The organism is Rhodococcus sp. PAE-6 (genome assembly GCF_025290685.1).
Classification (GTDB): domain Bacteria; phylum Actinomycetota; class Actinomycetes; order Mycobacteriales; family Mycobacteriaceae; genus Rhodococcus; species Rhodococcus pyridinivorans.
Genome location: NZ_JAOCLZ010000002.1, coordinates 281,266 through 297,252 on the forward strand (window position 1 = coordinate 281,266; position 15,987 = coordinate 297,252).

Annotated in this window: 17 protein-coding genes; 9 read left to right on the forward strand and 8 right to left on the reverse strand. The window is 68.3% G+C overall.

The window, feature by feature from the left end:
• The first annotated feature begins 5 nt into the window (after window positions 1–5).
• Genes cydB through cydC form a run of 3 tightly spaced genes read left to right on the forward strand, consistent with a single transcriptional unit; the run spans window position 6 to window position 4,437 of the window.
• A complete protein-coding gene (cydB, locus tag NVV99_RS05810; RefSeq protein WP_006551807.1) occupies window positions 6–1,043 on the forward strand; it encodes a cytochrome d ubiquinol oxidase subunit II in 1,038 nt (345 codons plus the stop codon).
• 2 nt (window positions 1,044–1,045) lie between these two features.
• Complete coding sequence (cydD, locus tag NVV99_RS05815; protein WP_019290026.1) at window positions 1,046–2,773, forward strand: thiol reductant ABC exporter subunit CydD; 1,728 nt, start codon at window positions 1,046–1,048, stop codon at window positions 2,771–2,773.
• A 17-nt stretch (window positions 2,774–2,790) separates the two neighbouring features.
• A complete protein-coding gene (cydC, locus tag NVV99_RS05820; protein ID WP_197539146.1) occupies window positions 2,791–4,437 on the forward strand; it encodes a thiol reductant ABC exporter subunit CydC in 1,647 nt (548 codons plus the stop codon).
• 309 nt (window positions 4,438–4,746) lie between these two features.
• On the opposite strand, the gene NVV99_RS05825 is transcribed toward cydC, so the two are convergent.
• Complete coding sequence (locus NVV99_RS05825) at window positions 4,747–4,884, reverse strand: hypothetical protein (RefSeq protein WP_228045205.1); 138 nt, start codon at window positions 4,882–4,884, stop codon at window positions 4,747–4,749.
• Between NVV99_RS05825 and NVV99_RS05830 the strand changes: the two genes are divergently transcribed.
• On the forward strand, window positions 4,823–6,529 hold the full coding sequence (locus tag NVV99_RS05830) for a BCCT family transporter (protein ID WP_228045097.1): 1,707 nt from the start codon (window positions 4,823–4,825) through the stop codon (window positions 6,527–6,529). The two genes, NVV99_RS05825 and NVV99_RS05830, sit on opposite strands and share 62 nt — an antisense overlap.
• A gap of 75 nt (window positions 6,530–6,604) precedes the next feature.
• Here the strand turns inward: NVV99_RS05830 and NVV99_RS05835 are convergent, their stop codons facing one another.
• From NVV99_RS05835 to NVV99_RS05860, 7 genes are all read right to left on the reverse strand, one after another.
• Entirely contained in the window at window positions 6,605–7,267 is a 663-nt protein-coding gene (locus tag NVV99_RS05835; protein WP_006551803.1) for an FABP family protein, read from the reverse strand.
• Between the two features lie 184 nt (window positions 7,268–7,451).
• On the reverse strand, window positions 7,452–7,757 hold the full coding sequence (locus NVV99_RS05840) for a DUF1416 domain-containing protein (RefSeq protein WP_006551801.1): 306 nt from the start codon (window positions 7,755–7,757) through the stop codon (window positions 7,452–7,454).
• 2 nt (window positions 7,758–7,759) lie between these two features.
• Window positions 7,760–8,596 carry a sulfurtransferase gene (locus NVV99_RS05845; RefSeq protein WP_006551800.1) on the reverse strand — a complete coding sequence of 279 codons (837 nt, stop codon included), beginning with the start codon at window positions 8,594–8,596 and terminating at the stop codon, window positions 7,760–7,762.
• A 105-nt stretch (window positions 8,597–8,701) separates the two neighbouring features.
• Window positions 8,702–9,166, reverse strand: coding sequence for a DUF4395 domain-containing protein (locus NVV99_RS05850; protein ID WP_006551799.1), 465 nt, complete (start codon window positions 9,164–9,166; stop codon window positions 8,702–8,704).
• Between the two features lie 118 nt (window positions 9,167–9,284).
• Entirely contained in the window at window positions 9,285–9,368 is an 84-nt protein-coding gene (locus NVV99_RS27245; protein WP_363887211.1) for a putative leader peptide, read from the reverse strand.
• A 45-nt stretch (window positions 9,369–9,413) separates the two neighbouring features.
• Entirely contained in the window at window positions 9,414–9,839 is a 426-nt protein-coding gene (locus tag NVV99_RS05855) for a co-chaperone YbbN (protein ID WP_024103017.1), read from the reverse strand.
• Complete coding sequence (locus tag NVV99_RS05860; RefSeq protein WP_024103018.1) at window positions 9,836–10,618, reverse strand: LmeA family phospholipid-binding protein; 783 nt, start codon at window positions 10,616–10,618, stop codon at window positions 9,836–9,838. Before NVV99_RS05860 ends, NVV99_RS05855 begins: the two co-directional genes overlap by 4 nt.
• A 165-nt stretch (window positions 10,619–10,783) precedes the next feature.
• Between NVV99_RS05860 and NVV99_RS05865 the strand changes: the two genes are divergently transcribed.
• The 5 genes from NVV99_RS05865 (at window position 10,784) to pstA (ending at window position 15,958) form a co-directional block, all read left to right on the forward strand.
• Entirely contained in the window at window positions 10,784–11,593 is an 810-nt protein-coding gene (locus NVV99_RS05865) for a response regulator transcription factor (protein ID WP_024103019.1), read from the forward strand.
• Entirely contained in the window at window positions 11,590–12,501 is a 912-nt protein-coding gene (mshD, locus tag NVV99_RS05870) for a mycothiol synthase (RefSeq protein WP_024103020.1), read from the forward strand. Before NVV99_RS05865 ends, mshD begins: the two co-directional genes overlap by 4 nt.
• Window positions 12,502–12,777: 276 nt before the next feature.
• Window positions 12,778–13,902: a phosphate ABC transporter substrate-binding protein PstS gene (pstS, locus tag NVV99_RS05875; RefSeq protein WP_006551794.1), complete on the forward strand. Its 1,125-nt coding sequence runs from the start codon at window positions 12,778–12,780 to the stop codon at window positions 13,900–13,902.
• Window positions 13,903–13,990: 88 nt separating this feature from the next.
• Complete coding sequence (gene pstC / locus NVV99_RS05880; protein ID WP_024103021.1) at window positions 13,991–15,046, forward strand: phosphate ABC transporter permease subunit PstC; 1,056 nt, start codon at window positions 13,991–13,993, stop codon at window positions 15,044–15,046.
• A 3-nt stretch (window positions 15,047–15,049) separates the two neighbouring features.
• Window positions 15,050–15,958 carry a phosphate ABC transporter permease PstA gene (pstA, locus tag NVV99_RS05885; RefSeq protein WP_260782765.1) on the forward strand — a complete coding sequence of 303 codons (909 nt, stop codon included), beginning with the start codon at window positions 15,050–15,052 and terminating at the stop codon, window positions 15,956–15,958.
• Window positions 15,959–15,987 lie beyond the last annotated feature (29 nt).

Sequence of the window (15,987 nt, forward strand, 5' to 3'; positions counted from 1 at the left end):
CGGACATGGGGCTTCAGGAAATCTGGTTCATTCTCATCGCAGTATTGTTCACCGGCTACTTCGTCCTCGAGGGGTTCGACTTCGGTGTGGGCATGCACTTCCCGGTGCTCGGCCGCGGTAGGACCGTCGAGGCGGACACCCGGCGCCGGGTGCTGCTCAACACGATCGGTCCGGTCTGGGACGGCAACGAGGTCTGGCTCATCACCGCGGGTGGTGCGCTGTTCGCGGCGTTCCCCGAGTGGTACGCGACCCTCTTCTCCGGCTTCTATCTCCCGCTGCTGCTGATCCTGCTCGCCCTGATCGTGCGGGTGTGCGCCATCGAGTGGCGCGGCAAGGTCGACGATCCGACCTGGCGTCGCCGCTGCGACTGGGGGATCATCTTCGGCTCGTGGGTGCCCGCCGTGCTGTGGGGTGTGGCGTTCGCGAACATCGTGCGCGGCGTGGCGATCGACGCCGACAAGCAGTACGTCGGCGGATTCTTCGACCTGCTGAACCCGTACGCCCTGCTCGGCGGTGCGACGACGGCGCTGGTCTTCGCGCTGCACGGCGCGGTGTTCATCGCGCTCAAGACCGAGGGACAGGTCCGGACGGATGCCGTGGCGATGTCGCGGAAGCTGGCCGTGCCCGCCGTCCTCGTGGCCGGTGCGTTCGTGGTGTGGACCCAACTCGCCTACGGCAAGGGCTGGACGATCGCGCTCGTCGCCGTGGCGGCGATCTCCCTGCTCGCGGTGGTCGCGCTGACCATCGTCGCGCGTGAGGGCTGGGCGTTCGTGTTCACCACCGTCGCGATCGCCGCGACCTCGGTGTTGCTGTTCGCGTCGCTGTTCCCGAACGTCATGCCGTCGACCCTCGACCCGTCCTGGTCGCTGACGATCGAGAACGCGTCGTCGAGCCCGTACACACTGAAAGTCATGACGTGGGCCGCAGCGTTCATGACCCCGGTCGTCCTCGCCTACCAGGGCTGGACGTACTGGGTGTTCCGTCAGCGTCTGTCGACCGACCACATCCCGCACTCGATCGGTCTGAAGATCGGCTCGAAGTGAGCATGACGCAGTCCGCAGCCCCCGCCGACGCGCCCGCGCGTCGGCGGGGGCCGGTGGACCCGCGGTTGTGGCGCTACTCGGCCGCAGCCCGCGGATATCTCGTCCTGACCGTGGTCACCTCGGTGGTCGATGTCGTGATGGTCGTCGTCACCGCACTCATGATCGGACGGGTCCTCGCGGGCGTCATCACCACCGACGCCCGGTCCGTCGGCGACTGGACGACCGAACTGGCGATCCTCGCCGTGGCGATCGTCGTGCGGGTCGCGGTGACGTGGCTGCAGTCGCGGTACGCGCACCGGTCCGCGACCCGCGTGGTCGCCGAACTCGAACACGAGGTCCTCGATTCCGCGGCGAATCTGCCCCCGCGCGAACTCGACCCGCGACGCGACGAGATCGCGGTGGTTCTCACCCGCGGACTCGACGGGCTGAAGGAATATCTCACCGGCTATCTGCCGGCGCTGCTGCTGGCCGTGATCCTCACCCCGGTGACGATCGTCGTGATCGCCCTGCACGACCTCACCTCGGCGGTCATCGTCGTGATCACGCTGCCGCTCATCCCGATCTTCATGATCCTCATCGGCCTGCTCACCAAAGGCAAGGCCGACCGCACCCTGCGCGCGATGACGACACTGTCGTCACAACTGCTCGACCTCCTCGCGGGTCTTCCCACACTGCGCGCCCTCGGTCGTGAGAAGGGGCCCGCCGATCGCGTGCGCGAACTCGGCGACGAGCATCGCGCGACTACGATGTCGGCCCTGCGCGTGGCCTTCCTGTCCGGCACGGTCCTCGAATTCCTCGCGACGCTGTCCGTCGCCCTCGTCGCCGTGAGCATCGGTATGCGCCTCGTCTACGGATCCATGCCCCTCGAAGCCGGCATCATCGCGTTGATCCTCGCGCCGGAGGCCTACCTCCCGCTGCGCACCGTCGGCAGCAAGTTCCACGCCGCCGAGGACGGGATGGCGGCGGCCGACAAGGCATTCGCCGTGCTCGACTCGGTGCCGGACGCCGCCTCCTCTCGCCGCGCCTCCTCGCGTCGCACCTCCACGGACACGATCGGCACCGACCGGGTCGCGAACTGCGAGATCGTCTTCGACGGCGTCTCCGTGCCCGGCCGCGACGGTTGCGCCCCGCACCGGCTCGACGCGATCTGCCGTCCCGGCCGGATCACCGCGTTCACCGGCGCCAACGGGGCCGGCAAGTCCACCGCCCTGCTGGCGCTGCTCGGGCTCGCCGAGCCGAGCGAGGGGACCGTCACCGTCGACGGACGTCCCGTCGCGGGCGACGAGAACTGGTGGTCGCAGATGGCGTGGCTTCCGCAGCGGCCGGTGCTGCTGCCCGGCACGCTCGCCGACAATCTGCGACTCACCGGTGTCGACCCGGAGGCCACCGAACTCGACGACGTCTGCGCCGCCACCGGCTTCGACAGCGTGCTCGCCGAACTCCCGGACGGCTGGCGGACCGTCGTGGGGGCCGGCGGCACGGGCCTGTCGCTCGGCCAACGTCAGCGACTGGCGCTCACCCGCACCCTCGCCTCCCCGCGCCCGGTCCTGCTGCTCGACGAACCCACGGCCCACCTCGACGAGGACACCGAGGCCACCGTCCTGTCCACGCTGCGCGGGCTCGCCGCGGCCGGCCGCACCGTGGTGGTCGTGGCGCATCGCCCCACCCTGCTCGCCATCGCGGACGAGGTCGTCACCGTCCACGCAGCACCGACGGAGGTGTCCCGGTGAAGGATCTGCGCCGGGCGATGGCCCTGCTCGAGCTCGAGCCGCGCCGAGTGCTGCTCGCCGTCCTCGCCGGTGTCGCGACCCTCGGCAGTGCCCTGCTGCTCGCCGGTCTCTCGGCGTGGCTGATCGTGCGGGCATGGGAGATGCCGCCCGTCCTGGACCTGACCGTCGCGGTCGTCGCGGTGCGGGCGCTGGGAATCTCCCGCGGGTTGTTCCGCTACTTCGAACGACTCGCAACGCACGAGACCGCGCTGCGCGGCACCACCTCGGCCCGCGCGAATCTCTACCGGCGACTCGCGGACGGCGACCCGGCCGCCGCCCTGGGCGTGGGACGCGGCGACCTGCTCGCGCGCACCGGTGCCGACGTCGACGCTCTCGGCGACGTCGTGGTGCGCGCACTCGTGCCCATCGCCGTCGCGGCCGTGCTCTCCCTCGCGGCGGTCGTGACCCTCACCGTCATCGCTCCCGCTGCCGGCGCGGTCCTCGCCGCGGCGCTGCTCGTTGCCGGACTGTTCGCACCGTGGCTGTCCGCCCGCGCCGCGGCCCGTGCGGACGCCGATGCGAACGCCGCACGGACCCGGTTCACCGAGGACGCGGTCACGGTGCTGGACCACGCGGCGGAACTGCGGGTCGCGGGACGGCTCGACACGCTCACCCGGCGGGCCCGCGCCGCGAACGTCGCCTCCATCCGTGCCACCGACCGTTCCGCGGTCCCCGCGGCGTTCGCCGACGCGGCCGCACCCCTCGCGGTCGGCGCGAGTGTGCTCGGTGCGCTCCTCGTCGGTATCGCCGTCTTCGGCTCCGGTCCGGCGGCCATGAGCCCGACGACACTCGGCATCCTCGTCCTGCTGCCGCTGTCGGCGTTCGAGGCCACCGCCGTCCTCCCGGCAGCCGCGCAGACCCTCAACCGCGCACGCCTGGCGGCCGGTCGCGTCACGGAGATGCTCGACCGCGCCGACAGGACGGTGCCGCACGGCATCGAACCGGCCGACGGACCCGGCCGGCTACGTGCGGTGGGTCTGCGAGGCGGATGGCCCGGCGGACCGTCCACGGAACCGGTCGACCTCGACCTGAGGCCGGGCTGTCGCGTCGCGATCGTGGGCGGCAGCGGCAGCGGCAAGACCACCGTGCTCATGACGCTCGCGGGTCTGCTCGCCCCACGCGGAGGCGCAGTGACGCTCGACGGTGTCGACCTCGCGGACATCGATCCCGCGGCCCTGCGCCGCAAGATCGGCTTCTTCGCGGAGGACGCCCACCTGTTCGACACGTCGATCCTCGAGAACCTGCGTGTCGCGCGGGGCGACGTGGACGAGGACGAGGCACTGGCCGCCCTCGGCGCCGTGGGGCTGGGGGAGTGGGTGGACGGACTCCCGCAGGGAGTCCACACCGTCCTGGGGGCCGGAGCCCGCACGGTCTCCGGTGGGCAGCGCCGTCGCCTCCTGCTGGCCCGGGCTCTGCTGTCGCCCGCACGGATCCTGCTGCTCGACGAACCCACGGAACATCTCGACGACGAGAGCGCCGACCTGATGCAGCGACTCCTCCTGGACCGCGACGCACGCTTGGTCGGCCCCGAGCGCACCGTCGTGGTGGTCACCCACCGCCTGCCCGCGGATACCGCCGCCGACCTGGTCGTTCGCGTCGAGAAAAATGCGTTGCCCGCCTCGTGAACGAAGCGTAGTTTCGCTGGTACACGAGGAAGGAGGTGGTCTGGAAGTGATTGATATTCGGACGCGTGAGGTGGCTACCCGCTAGCTGCTCGAGACGACGGAATTCACCGACCGCGCGCGGCTGGCGAATCCCAGGTAGTCACCCGGCCCCCGAGCTCCCGGTCCGTCCGATCGGGACCGCCGGTCCACGGAGCGATCCGTGCGGCGGTGCGGCTCGGGGGCTGTTCGCATTCGTGCAAAATCGGCGTTTCGGGTGTACAAGTTCGTCCGTTCTGGGTACACCGGTTTGGTGCCGATACTTCAAAAAGCTCACGATTCGTTAAGATTGCGCACGTCACCGGGGGTTTTCTTCTCTTCTGCGCTCATCGCGCTGCTCTTCGTCGTCGTGACGATCGCGTTCACCGACGGCGTCGATTCCATCTTCAGTACCGCGTCCAACTGGATCATGACGAACCTCGGATGGTTCTACATCCTGGGCGTCACGACCTTCCTGCTCTTCCTCGTCGGAATCGCCTTCACCCATTACGGCCGGGTCCGGCTCGGCGGCGACGACGAACGGCCCGAGCACTCGACCCTGGCGTGGTTCGCCATGTTGTTCGCCGCCGGTATCGGCACGATCCTCATGTTCTGGGGCGTCGCCGAGCCGATCTCCCACTTCGCGAACCCGCCCATGCAAGATGTCGAGCCGCAGTCCGTGGAGGCCGCGGAAGAAGCCATGGGCTTCGCGCTCTACCACTTCGGACTGCACACCTGGACGATCTTCGCCCTGCCCGGCCTGGGCTTCGGTTACTTCATCTACAAGCGGCACCTGCCGCCGCGCGTCAGCTCGATCTTCGCGCCCCTGCTCGGAGGTCGCATCTACGGCCCGATCGGCAAGACCATCGACGTCGTCGCGATCATCGGCACCATCTTCGGTGTCGCGACCTCGGTCGGCCTGGGCACCCTGCAGATCAACGCCGGTCTCGCGCAGCTGTTCGACATCCAGGAATCCGGGATCGTCCAGATCGCCCTCATCGCGATCGTGACGGTGATGGCCGGCATCTCGGTCGCTCTCGGTCTCGACAAGGGCATCAAGCGCCTGTCGAACATCAACATCGGCATGGCCGTGATGTTGCTGGTCTTCGTGCTCGTCACCGGACCGAGCCTGTTCCTGCTCAAGGGCATGATCGAGTCGGCCGGTATCTACGCCGAGGCCCTGCCGCGCCTGGCGTTCTGGAACGACACCTTCGCCGACTCCGGCTGGCAGAACACCTGGACGGTCTTCTACTGGGCGTGGACCATCACGTGGTCGCCCTTCGTCGGCATCTTCATCGCGCGCATCTCGCGAGGCCGCACCATCCGCGAGTTCGTCGGCGGTGTCCTCGGTCTGCCCGTGCTGTTCTCGGTGATCTGGTTCAGCATCTTCGGGATGGGCTCGTTCCACATCGAACTCGAGGGCAACGGTGGTCTCGTCGAGCGGGTCGTGGGCGACGGGGACATCCCGGGTGCGTTGTTCGAATTCCTCGGCAACTTCCCCCTCACCGGCCTGGTGTCCGGCATCGCGATCATCCTGGTGGTGATCTTCTTCGTCACCTCGGTGGACTCGACCGCGATGGTGCTCGACATGATGGCGGCCGGTCACGAGGGGAAGGCGCCCATCCATCAGCGCTTGTTCTGGGCGGTGCTCATGGGCCTGGTCGCAGCGACCATGCTCGTCGCGACCGGTAAGGACGGGCTCGACGCCCTGCAACAGGTCATCACCGTGGTGGGTCTGCCGTTCTTCGTGATGGGCTTCATCATGATGTACAGCCTGGTGCGCGGTATCCGCGAGGACCTGGGCGAGCGGCCGGAGCCGATCACCCGTCAGTGGCCCGAGGTGCGGTCGGCCGAGGAACTCGAGGCTGCTCAGGAACTACCCGCACCCGAGGTCGTCATCCACACGCGGGCCATCCCGGACGAGTGCGAGGACGGCGAGAACGCAGCCGAGGATGCCGAGGACGCCGGGATCCACCGGGTCCATGCCGGCGAACCCGATGCGCTCCGTGTACGAGGCGACGGTGAACATGCCGACAAGAAGAGTGCCACCGGCACGACGGTCGTCGAGGAGAACTGAGAAAAACGGTCCGGGTCTGTTCCCTCACAGGGGAACAGACCCGGACCGTTCGAGTCTCGGAAGAAAGAGGCCTGGTCAGCCGATGTGGCGTGACAGGCGGGCGGACATCCGGGGCTTCAGTTCGCCGTCGGCGGTGACGCGCTCCTCGACGTAGGCGAGGTCGCCGCCGTCGACGATGCCGTAGAGGCGCTTGGCGCCACCGACGACCTCACCGGACTTGGTGCGGATCACGACGTCGGTCGCGAGCTCCCACGAGGACTGGGTGAGTGCGGTGCCGTAGTACAGCTCGACGACGCCGGAGCTGTGCGTCAGCAGCAGTTCGAGCGTCTCGGGATCGTCGCTGTCGGGCGCGCCCGTTCCGGACACGCGCCAGAAGCCGCTCTCGCGCCGATCCTCGCCCACGTATTCACCCGAGTCGTCGAGACGCCACGTGCGCGACTCCCACACCAGATACGCGCCGCCGTTGTGCGCGACGGTGATCTGCTGACCGAACGGATAGTCGCCGGTCTCGGGATCGTTGGCTTCACCCTCGCCGCGCCACACACCGACCAAGGGAAGGACGGCGAGCAGGGCAGGGCTCAGGTCGGGGCCGAGCCGCAGGTTCGCGGTGTCCTCGGCGCCCGGCAGCCCGGCCAGGACGGGAAGGTTCAGCTCGGCGGTGGCGCGAGCGCGCTCGGCGGCCCGGGCGATCGCCTCGTCGCCGCTACGCCGCTGGGCGTCCGATCCGTCGTTCGTCACGATCCGTCGGAGACCACGCGGTAGATGGTGTACAGCGCGAACCAGGTGATGAGGAGCGCCGCGGCGACCAGCAGGATTTCGAAGAAGATGACCACGCGGTCATTCTAGACAACCCCTTTTCCGGTACGACGAAGGGCTCCGCTCCTGGTGGAGCAGAGCCCTTCGTCGGGGTGTTCCGGCCGGATTACTTGGCGACCGTCACGTCCACGTTGTGCACGCCGGGAGCGGTGGGGCTCACGGTGGAGGTGCCGTTGCCGGAGCTCGACAGGGCGCGGATCTTCCAGTCGCCGGGGGCGGCGAAAAAACGGAAGTCGCCGGTCGCCGAGGCGACGACCTCGGCGGTGAACTCGTCGGTGCCGTCGAGCAGGCGCACGAACGCACCGCCCACGGGCTCGCCGTCGGCGTTCAGGACACGGCCGGTGATGACCGTCTCCTTCTCGGTGTCCACGCCGGCGGGCAGGGTCTGGGTCTGGACAGGGGCGCCGCACATGATCAGTTGACCTCCAGTTCGATGGGTGCACCGACGAGCGAGCCGTACTCGACCCAGCTGCCGTCGTAGTTCTTGACGTTCTTCTTGCCGAGGATCTCCTGGAGCACGAACCAGGTGTGGCTCGAGCGCTCACCGATACGGCAGTAGGCGATGGTCTCCTTGCTGTCGTCGAAGCCCTTCTCGGCGTACAGCTTCTCGAGGTCCTCGTCGGACTTGAAGGTGCCGTCCTCGTTGGCGGTGGTGCTCCACGGGATGTTGATGGCGCCGGGGACGTGGCCGCGCTGCTGCGCCTGCTCCTGCGGCAGGTGCGCCGGGGCGAGGATCTTGCCGGAGAACTCGTCGGGCGAACGCACGTCGACGATGTTCTTGGTGCCGATCGAGTCGATGACCTCGTCGCGGAAGGCGCGGATGGAGTAGTCGGGCTCGGCGGCCTTGTACTCGGTGGCCGGGCGGGTGACCTCGTCCTTCGACAGCGGACGGCCGTCGAGCTCCCACTTCTTGCGGCCGCCGTCGATGAGCTTGACGTCCTGGTGGCCGTAGAGCTTGAAGTACCAGTAGGCGTAGGCGGCGAACCAGTTGTTGTTGCCGCCGTAGAGCACGACCGTGTCGTCGTTGGCGATGCCCTTGCGTGAGAGGAGCTCGGAGAACTGCTCACGGTTCAGGAAGTCGCGACGGACGGCGTCCTGCAGGTCCTTGCGCCAGTCGAGCTTGACGGCACCTTCGACGTGGCCGCCGTCGTAGGCGGAGGTGTCCTCGTCGACCTCGACGAAGACGGTCTTCGGCGCAGTGAGGTTCTGCTCTGCCCAGTCGGCGGAGACCAGGACGTCGGAGCGAGCCATGGGTGTTCCTTTCGGTGAGGGAATCCGGGAGGTTTCCGTGACCGGAACCCGTGCGAGGGTCCGTGCCAGGGTGAGGTGTGGGATGTCGAGTTCGGTGACCGCCGGTCAGGCGGGCACGCGACGCATTCGAGCGACCAGCGGGTGGATCCGGCAGCCGAGACACACGCCGAAGGCGGCGTTGAGCAGCGCCGCGAACAGCGCGAAGCCTGCGGCCACCGAGCCCACGACGATGGCGCCGGCGAAGAACGCGACCGTTCCGACGAGGGCGAAGACGAATCCGACGAGCTGCGCGAACCGCAGCGGCTCCACCGGCTCGGTCTCGATCGGAGCACCGAGGCGGGGAGCGACGAGCCTCGCGAACAGCGCACCGTACGGGCTGCGTCGCGGGCCGAGTGCCGCTCCGAGAGCGAACACGATCGTCTGCAGGGCCAGGATCACGGCCGCTGCGACGGGAGAGAAGGTGGCGACGACCAGGGCGAGGACGAGGACGCCGGTGGTGATCCACGCCGCGAAACGCGGGCCACGGACGTCGACCTGCCTACCGGACGTGCGGGGAGTGGATACGGGCATGGGGAATCTCCTGCTGGATTCTGATTCGCTGGGCGGAGGGTATTCATACGACCGCGGGGCGACGCATCGGTTCGGCGGCATCGGTGCCGCAAGGATCGGGGCCAGCCCGTCGATGCGTTCAGCAGGGACAACAACAGCCACCGAGGCGGCACAGATCGACTGCGCGGCGTCGGGTGAGCATCAGCTCGTGGCGGTTCTGCACGCGAGGGAGTTTAACGCACGTCCCCTCGGGGGTGGACCCCCGGGATCACAACGACGACAGGGCTGTGCGCAGGTCGTCGACGGACGGAACGCCGGACGCTCGGAACCGTTCGCGCCCCTCGCCGTCGAAGACGAAGGTAGTGGGCAGCGACAGCACCCCGAGTTTCCGTGCCAGGACCGGATTTTCGTCGAGATCCAGCTCGACCTCGCGTGCCCGACCGGGATCGCGGTCGAGAACCTGCACGACGACCCGTCGCACGGCCGCGCACGGTCCGCACCACGGCGCGGAGAAATGCAGGACCACCGGTACGCCGTCACCGACACCCGCTGTGGCCAGCGCGGGATGGAGTTCGTGGGTGCCCGCCGAGGCGCCGGCGCCGGTGGTGCGGAGCTTGCCGGAACGGGTGCGCAGGGCCGTTCCCACCGCCAGTGTGGCGACTATCACGGCCACGAGGACGATCACTGCGGTCATGCGGGCGTCTGCACTTCCTGCAGATCGATGACGACGTCGCGGGCCTCGCCCTCGATGACGATCCGGGAGCCCCGCGCCTCGACGAAGGTGGGCCGCACGCCGAACGGCAGATTCTGCGGCTCGATCGTCGTCGTGAACAGTCCGAGCACCGCCGGCTTCAGGACGTCGGGAACCGAGAAGTCGGCGCGTCCCTCGGGGCCGAAGTAGAGATCCGACGCGACGATGTGGACGCGGTCGCCGTCGAGCACCAGATCGGCCTGGACACTCACCGTCGCCTCCACCGGTCCGACCGGCACCGTCCCCGTGAGGACGACCCCGCCGGCGGTGGTCGGACCGGACCCGCCGGATCCGCCCGTCCCGTCGGACTTGCTCGCCGGGGGAGCGGAAACCTGCAGGTCGGGGATGCCGTAGAGCTGTCCGAGCTCGGTGGCGTCAAGCATGACGCGGCCGTACAGCAGGTCGACGGGCACCGACCGGATCGACCCGTCGAGCAGCTCACCGGCCTCGGCGTGCGCACCGATCAGATTGGCCTCGACCGTGATGTCCCCGAGCAGATCGGTGTGGACGTTGTCGGCCACGATCTCGACGTTCTCGTAGTGACCGTCGCGGGCCTGGAGGAGGAAGGGGAAGCCGTGGATGGTCACCGCCGGATCGGACTCGAGAACGCCACCCTCCCGCAGCGCACGCGAGACGCGGTATTCCGACCACGCCGCCGCGCCGAAGTCGGCGAGGACTGCGAGTCCGAGCAGGACTACGAGACCGAAGATCAGTTTGCGCACGCCCACCATTGTGTCGGACGCGCCGTCGGTCGGACCGCGCCAGTCCGCTCCGAGGCCGTCCACGGAATTCTCGTGCTTACATAGCGGTAACAATCGGGGCGTTAGTCTGTTGCACGACGTTTACGACCCCTATCCGCGCTGGTCGCGCGAAGAACTGGAGGCCCGGTGGAGCTGCTCCTGCTGACCTCCGACCCGAATCCGGATGCGGTCCTGCCGTCCTTGGCGCTGCTCCCGCATTCGGTCAGGCCGGCTCCTACAGAGGTATCGTCGCTGCTCGAGGCGGGTTCGGCGGATATCGCCATCGTCGATGCCCGCTCCGATCTCGCGGCCGCGCGAGGACTGTGCCGACTGCTCGGCAGCACCGGGTCGGCATTGCCCGTCGTCGCCGTGCTCACCGAAGGCGGACTCGTGGCCGTCAACCCCGAATGGGGACTCGACGACATCCTGCTGTCCAGCACCGGACCGGCCGAGCTCGACGCGCGCCTGCGCCTGCTCATGGGCCGCTCGGGTGTCGCGGTGGGACCGGAGAACACCGGCAAGATCACTCTCGGGGAACTCACGATCGACGAGGGCACCTACACCGCCCGCCTGCGCGGACGTCCCCTCGACCTCACCTACAAGGAGTTCGAACTCCTCAAGTACCTCGCCCAGCACGCGGGTCGGGTGTTCACCCGCGCCCAGCTGCTGCAGGAGGTCTGGGGTTACGACTTCTTCGGTGGTACCCGCACCGTCGACGTCCACGTCCGACGTCTGCGAGCGAAACTCGGCCCCGAGCACGAAGCGCTGATCGGAACGGTCCGCAACGTCGGCTACAAGGCGGTGCGTCCCTCCAACCGCGTGGGCAAGGGTGGCAATGCCACTCCCGATGTCGACGACGACGATGTGGACGACACGCTTCTCGACGACCCCCGTGCGGAGGAATCCGGCGCGGGTGACTCGGGCGCAGGGGAGTCCGGGGCACAATTCGTTCCGTGAGCACCGATACGGAATTCGTCGACCACCCGTCCACCGACCACGCCGAAGCCGTACGCGCCGTGGTGTCGCGGGCGACGCAGACCGACGGCACCGCGCCGATCTCCGAACAGGCGGTGCACTCCCTCGGACGGGAGGGCGCGGCCCGGCATCTCGTCGCGTTCGGAGAGGACGGTGAGGTCGCGGGCTACGCGAACGTCGTGCCTGCTCAGGACGGTCATCCGGCGATGGCAGAGGTGGTCGTCGACCCGCCGCAGCGCGGGCACGGACTCGGCCGCGAACTCGTCGAGCGTGCACTCACCGAGGGCGGCGACGGCACCCGCGTGTGGGCACACGGCGACCTGCCCGCCGCGCAGGCGGTGGCGCGCCGTCTCGGTCTGACCGGTGTCCGCGAACTCCTGCAGTTGCGTCGATCCCTCGAGCAGGACGATCTTCCCGCCCTCGAGGTGCCCGACTCGGTGCTGCTGCGCACCTACGGCGGCCCGCAGGACGACCCCGAACTGCTCCGCGTCAACGCGGCGGCCTTCGAGTGGCATCCCGAGCAGGGGCGTTGGACGGCCGCCGACGTGGAGGAACGCCGACGCGAGTCGTGGTTCGATCCCGAAGGCCTGTTCCTCGCGTTCGATCCCGCCGAGCCCGACAAGCTGCTCGGATTCCACTGGACCAAGGTGCACCCGGCCACGGCGTCCGACCCGCAGCTGGGCGAGGTCTACGTCGTGGGTATCGACTCGTCCGCGCAGGGCAGAGGGCTCGGTCGCCTGCTCACCCTCGCGGGTCTGCACTATCTGCGCGATCGGGGTCTGCCCGGTGTCCTGCTCTACGTCGAGGGCGACAACACCGCGGCGTTGAACACCTACGGCAAACTCGGCTTCGAGCGGTTCCACGTGGACGTCGCCTACGCCCGGGCGTGACCCTCTCCGATCGGGTGGACGAACGGCGTGAAGGGTGGACTCTGCCACCCGACACGCCGATCGCGGTCAGGATTCGAGTGATGGTCGCAACACCATCGCCAGGTGTATCCGGCGTGTTCATCCGGCGTTAACCTTCGGTAGTCCGAGTGTCCACCGTCTCCTCCTAACTTCACTAGCGGGTCGAGTGCCGCAGACCCGGCGCCGGCGTCGCCCGCGCCTCGATGCCGCCGCCGCTCGGCGCCGCGGTCGTGTGAAGTTACTTCCGGAGGAGAACAGGTGAACCTCAAGCGCAATGGCGCCCTGCTCGGTGTTGTGGCCGCTGGAGCCCTCACGCTCGCCGCGTGCGGTACCGACAACAATGCCGGGTCGGTCGACGTCGATGCGTCCGCGTCCGCTGCAGCCTGCGACGGCAAGTCCAACCTCTCGGGTGCCGGCTCGTCGGCCCAGAAGAACGCGATGGACCAGTTCGTCTCCACCTACATCGCGGTGTGCTCCGAGAAGGGCACGAACGTCAACGTCGCGTACAACCCCACCGGTTCCGGTGACGGCCGCACGCAGTTCATCGCGAACCAGATCGATTTCGCCGGCTCGGACTCGGCCATCAAGGACGAGCAGGCGGCACAGGCCGCCGAGCGTTGCGCCGGCAATCCCGCATGGAACCTGCCGCTGGTCTTCGGCCCGGTCGCACTGGCCTACAACGTCGAGGGTGTCGACGAGCTCGTGCTGAACGCCGAGACGGCCGCGAAGATCTTCAACGGCTCGATCACCACGTGGAACGATCCGGCCATCGCCGCTCTCAACGAGGGCGCTGAGCTGCCCGACGCGAACATCACCCCGATCGTGCGCTCGGACTCGTCGGGCACCACCGACAACTTCCAGCAGTACCTCGAGACCGCGTCGAACGGCGCATGGACCTCCGGTGCCGGTTCGGACTTCACCGGCGGTGTCGGTGAGGGCGCGAAGGGTTCTGCGGGTGTCGCACAGGCCGTCTCCGGCTCGCCGAACTCCATCACCTACGTCGAGAAGTCCTTCGCCGACCAGAACGGTTTGAGCATCGCGCAGATCGACAACGGCTCCGGCCCCGTCGAACTGACCGAGGAGACCGCCGGCAAGGCCATCGAGGGCGCCGAGTTCGTCCCGGCCTCCGAGGGCGACCTCACGCTCGACCTGTCGTCGATCTTCGGCAGCTCCGAAGAGGGTGCCTACCCGCTGGTGTTGGCCACCTACGAGATCGTGTGCTCGGCCGGCTACGACGCCGACACCGCCGCGGCCGTCAAGTCGTTCCTGATCTCCGCCGCCAACGAGGGCCAGGAAGGCCTGTCCGAGCAGGGCTACGTCCCGCTGCCCGACGCCTTCAAGACCCGCCTCACCGAGTCGATCGACGCCATCGCCGCCGGATGACCCGCCGATCCCTCGGTCCGGTGAGTAACCGAGGGATCATCGACCCGCCCGTTCCTGAGGAATACGCTGAGAAGGATTGCGAGCGCACATGAGTGACGCGCACAACACGTCGGTCTCTATCGCGACCGACGAACCGACCCGCTCAGGAACGGGCGGTGCAACCGGCATCACGGAGGACACGATCAGCACCCCACCCCCATCCCCGGACAGGGCACGCAAGACAGTCGTGCGGCCGGGAGACAGAATCTTCGGCTCGCTCGCCTCCGGCTCCGCCGTCCTGATCTCCGTGATCATCGGCGCGATCGCAGTCTTCCTCGTCTGGCGTGCCGTCCCGGCGCTGCAGCGCAACCAGGTCAACTTCCTCACCAGCCGTGAGTGGATCACGCAGGACATCACCGACATGGCGTTCGGTGTCCTCGACCTGTTCCAGGTGACGGTGCTCGTCTCCTTCTTCGCGCTGTTCCTCGCCATGCCGGTCGCGCTGGGCATCGCGATCTTCCTCACCTCGTACTGCCCCGACCGGCTCCGGAAACCGCTGGCGTATGTCATCGACCTGCTCGCCGCGGTCCCGTCGATCGTCTACGGCCTGTGGGGCATGCTCGTCCTCGCCCCGTTCCTGCGCCCCGTCGCGGAATGGCTCAATACCACCCTCGCCTGGTTCCCGCTCTTCGCCACCGGCAGCGGGTCCATCGTGGGCGGCGGAACGATCTTCACCGCCGGCATCGTCCTCGCCGTGATGATCCTGCCGACCATCGCCGCGGTGAGCCGCGAGGTGTTCGTGCAGACCCCGACGGCCCACATCGAGGGCGCGCTCGCACTCGGCGCGACCCGCTGGGAGGTCGTGCGGACCACCGTCATCCCGTTCGGCAAGTCCGGCTACATCAGCGGTTCGATGCTCGGTCTCGGCCGCGCGCTCGGCGAGACGATGGCGCTGTACCTCATCCTGCGCACCACCTCGCAGGCGTTCTCCTGGTCGCTGTTCGACGGCGGCGCGACCATCGCGTCCAAGATTGCGCTGGGATACGCCGAATTCAACAACGACATCCAGGCGGGCGCCTACATCGCCGCCGGTCTCGTGCTCTTCGTGCTCACCTTCGTGGTCAACGCCGCCGCGCGCATGATCGTCGCAGGAAAGAAGGACTGATCCATGTCGACCACCGCGCTCTCCTCGCCGGTCAAGCCCCCGGCCTTCCAGCGGGTCAGCGGGCGTCGCCGCATCAAGGACACCGCAGCCACCGTGCTCGTCACGCTGTCGGTCGTCGTCGCGCTGATTCCACTGGCCTGGGTGCTGTTCACCGTAGTCGCCAAGGGCCTGCCGGCCCTGACCTCGCCGACCTGGTTCACGCACTCGCTGAGCGGACTGACGTCCTCGTCGATGGGCGGCGGCATCTACCACGCTCTCGTCGGCACCCTCCTGCAGGGACTCGTCTGCGCGATCATCTCCATCCCGCTCGGCGTCTTCGTTGCGATCTACCTCGTCGAGTACGCCGGCCGGTCGCGGCTCGGCCGGATCACGACGTTCATGGTCGACATCCTCAGCGGTGTCCCATCGATCGTCGCGGCACTGTTCATCTACGCACTGTGGGTGTCGACCTTCGGGATGCCCAAGTCGGGCTTCGCGGTGTCGCTCGCGCTCGTTCTGCTCATGGTGCCGGTGGTCGTGCGCAGCACCGAGGAGATGCTGCGCATCGTCCCGCAGGACCTGCGCGAAGCGTCCTACGCCCTCGGTGTCCCCAAGTGGAAGACCATCGCGCGCATCGTGCTGCCCACCTCGCTCGCCGGCATCATCACCGGCATCATGCTCGCCCTGGCCCGCGTCATGGGCGAGACGGCGCCGCTGCTGATCCTCGTCGGCTACGCGCCCTTCATCAATCTCGACCTGTTCGGCGGTGAGCAAGGCACCCTCCCGGGCGTCATGGTCGCCGAGATGAACAACCCGACCGACGCCGGTTCGCAGCGCATCTGGGGCGCCGCGCTCACCCTGATCCTGGTCATCGCGGTCCTCAACATCGCGGCCAAGTTGATCAGCCGGTACTCGCAGGTCGGCAAGAAGTAACCCACAGACCTCTTCTCACATCGATACAC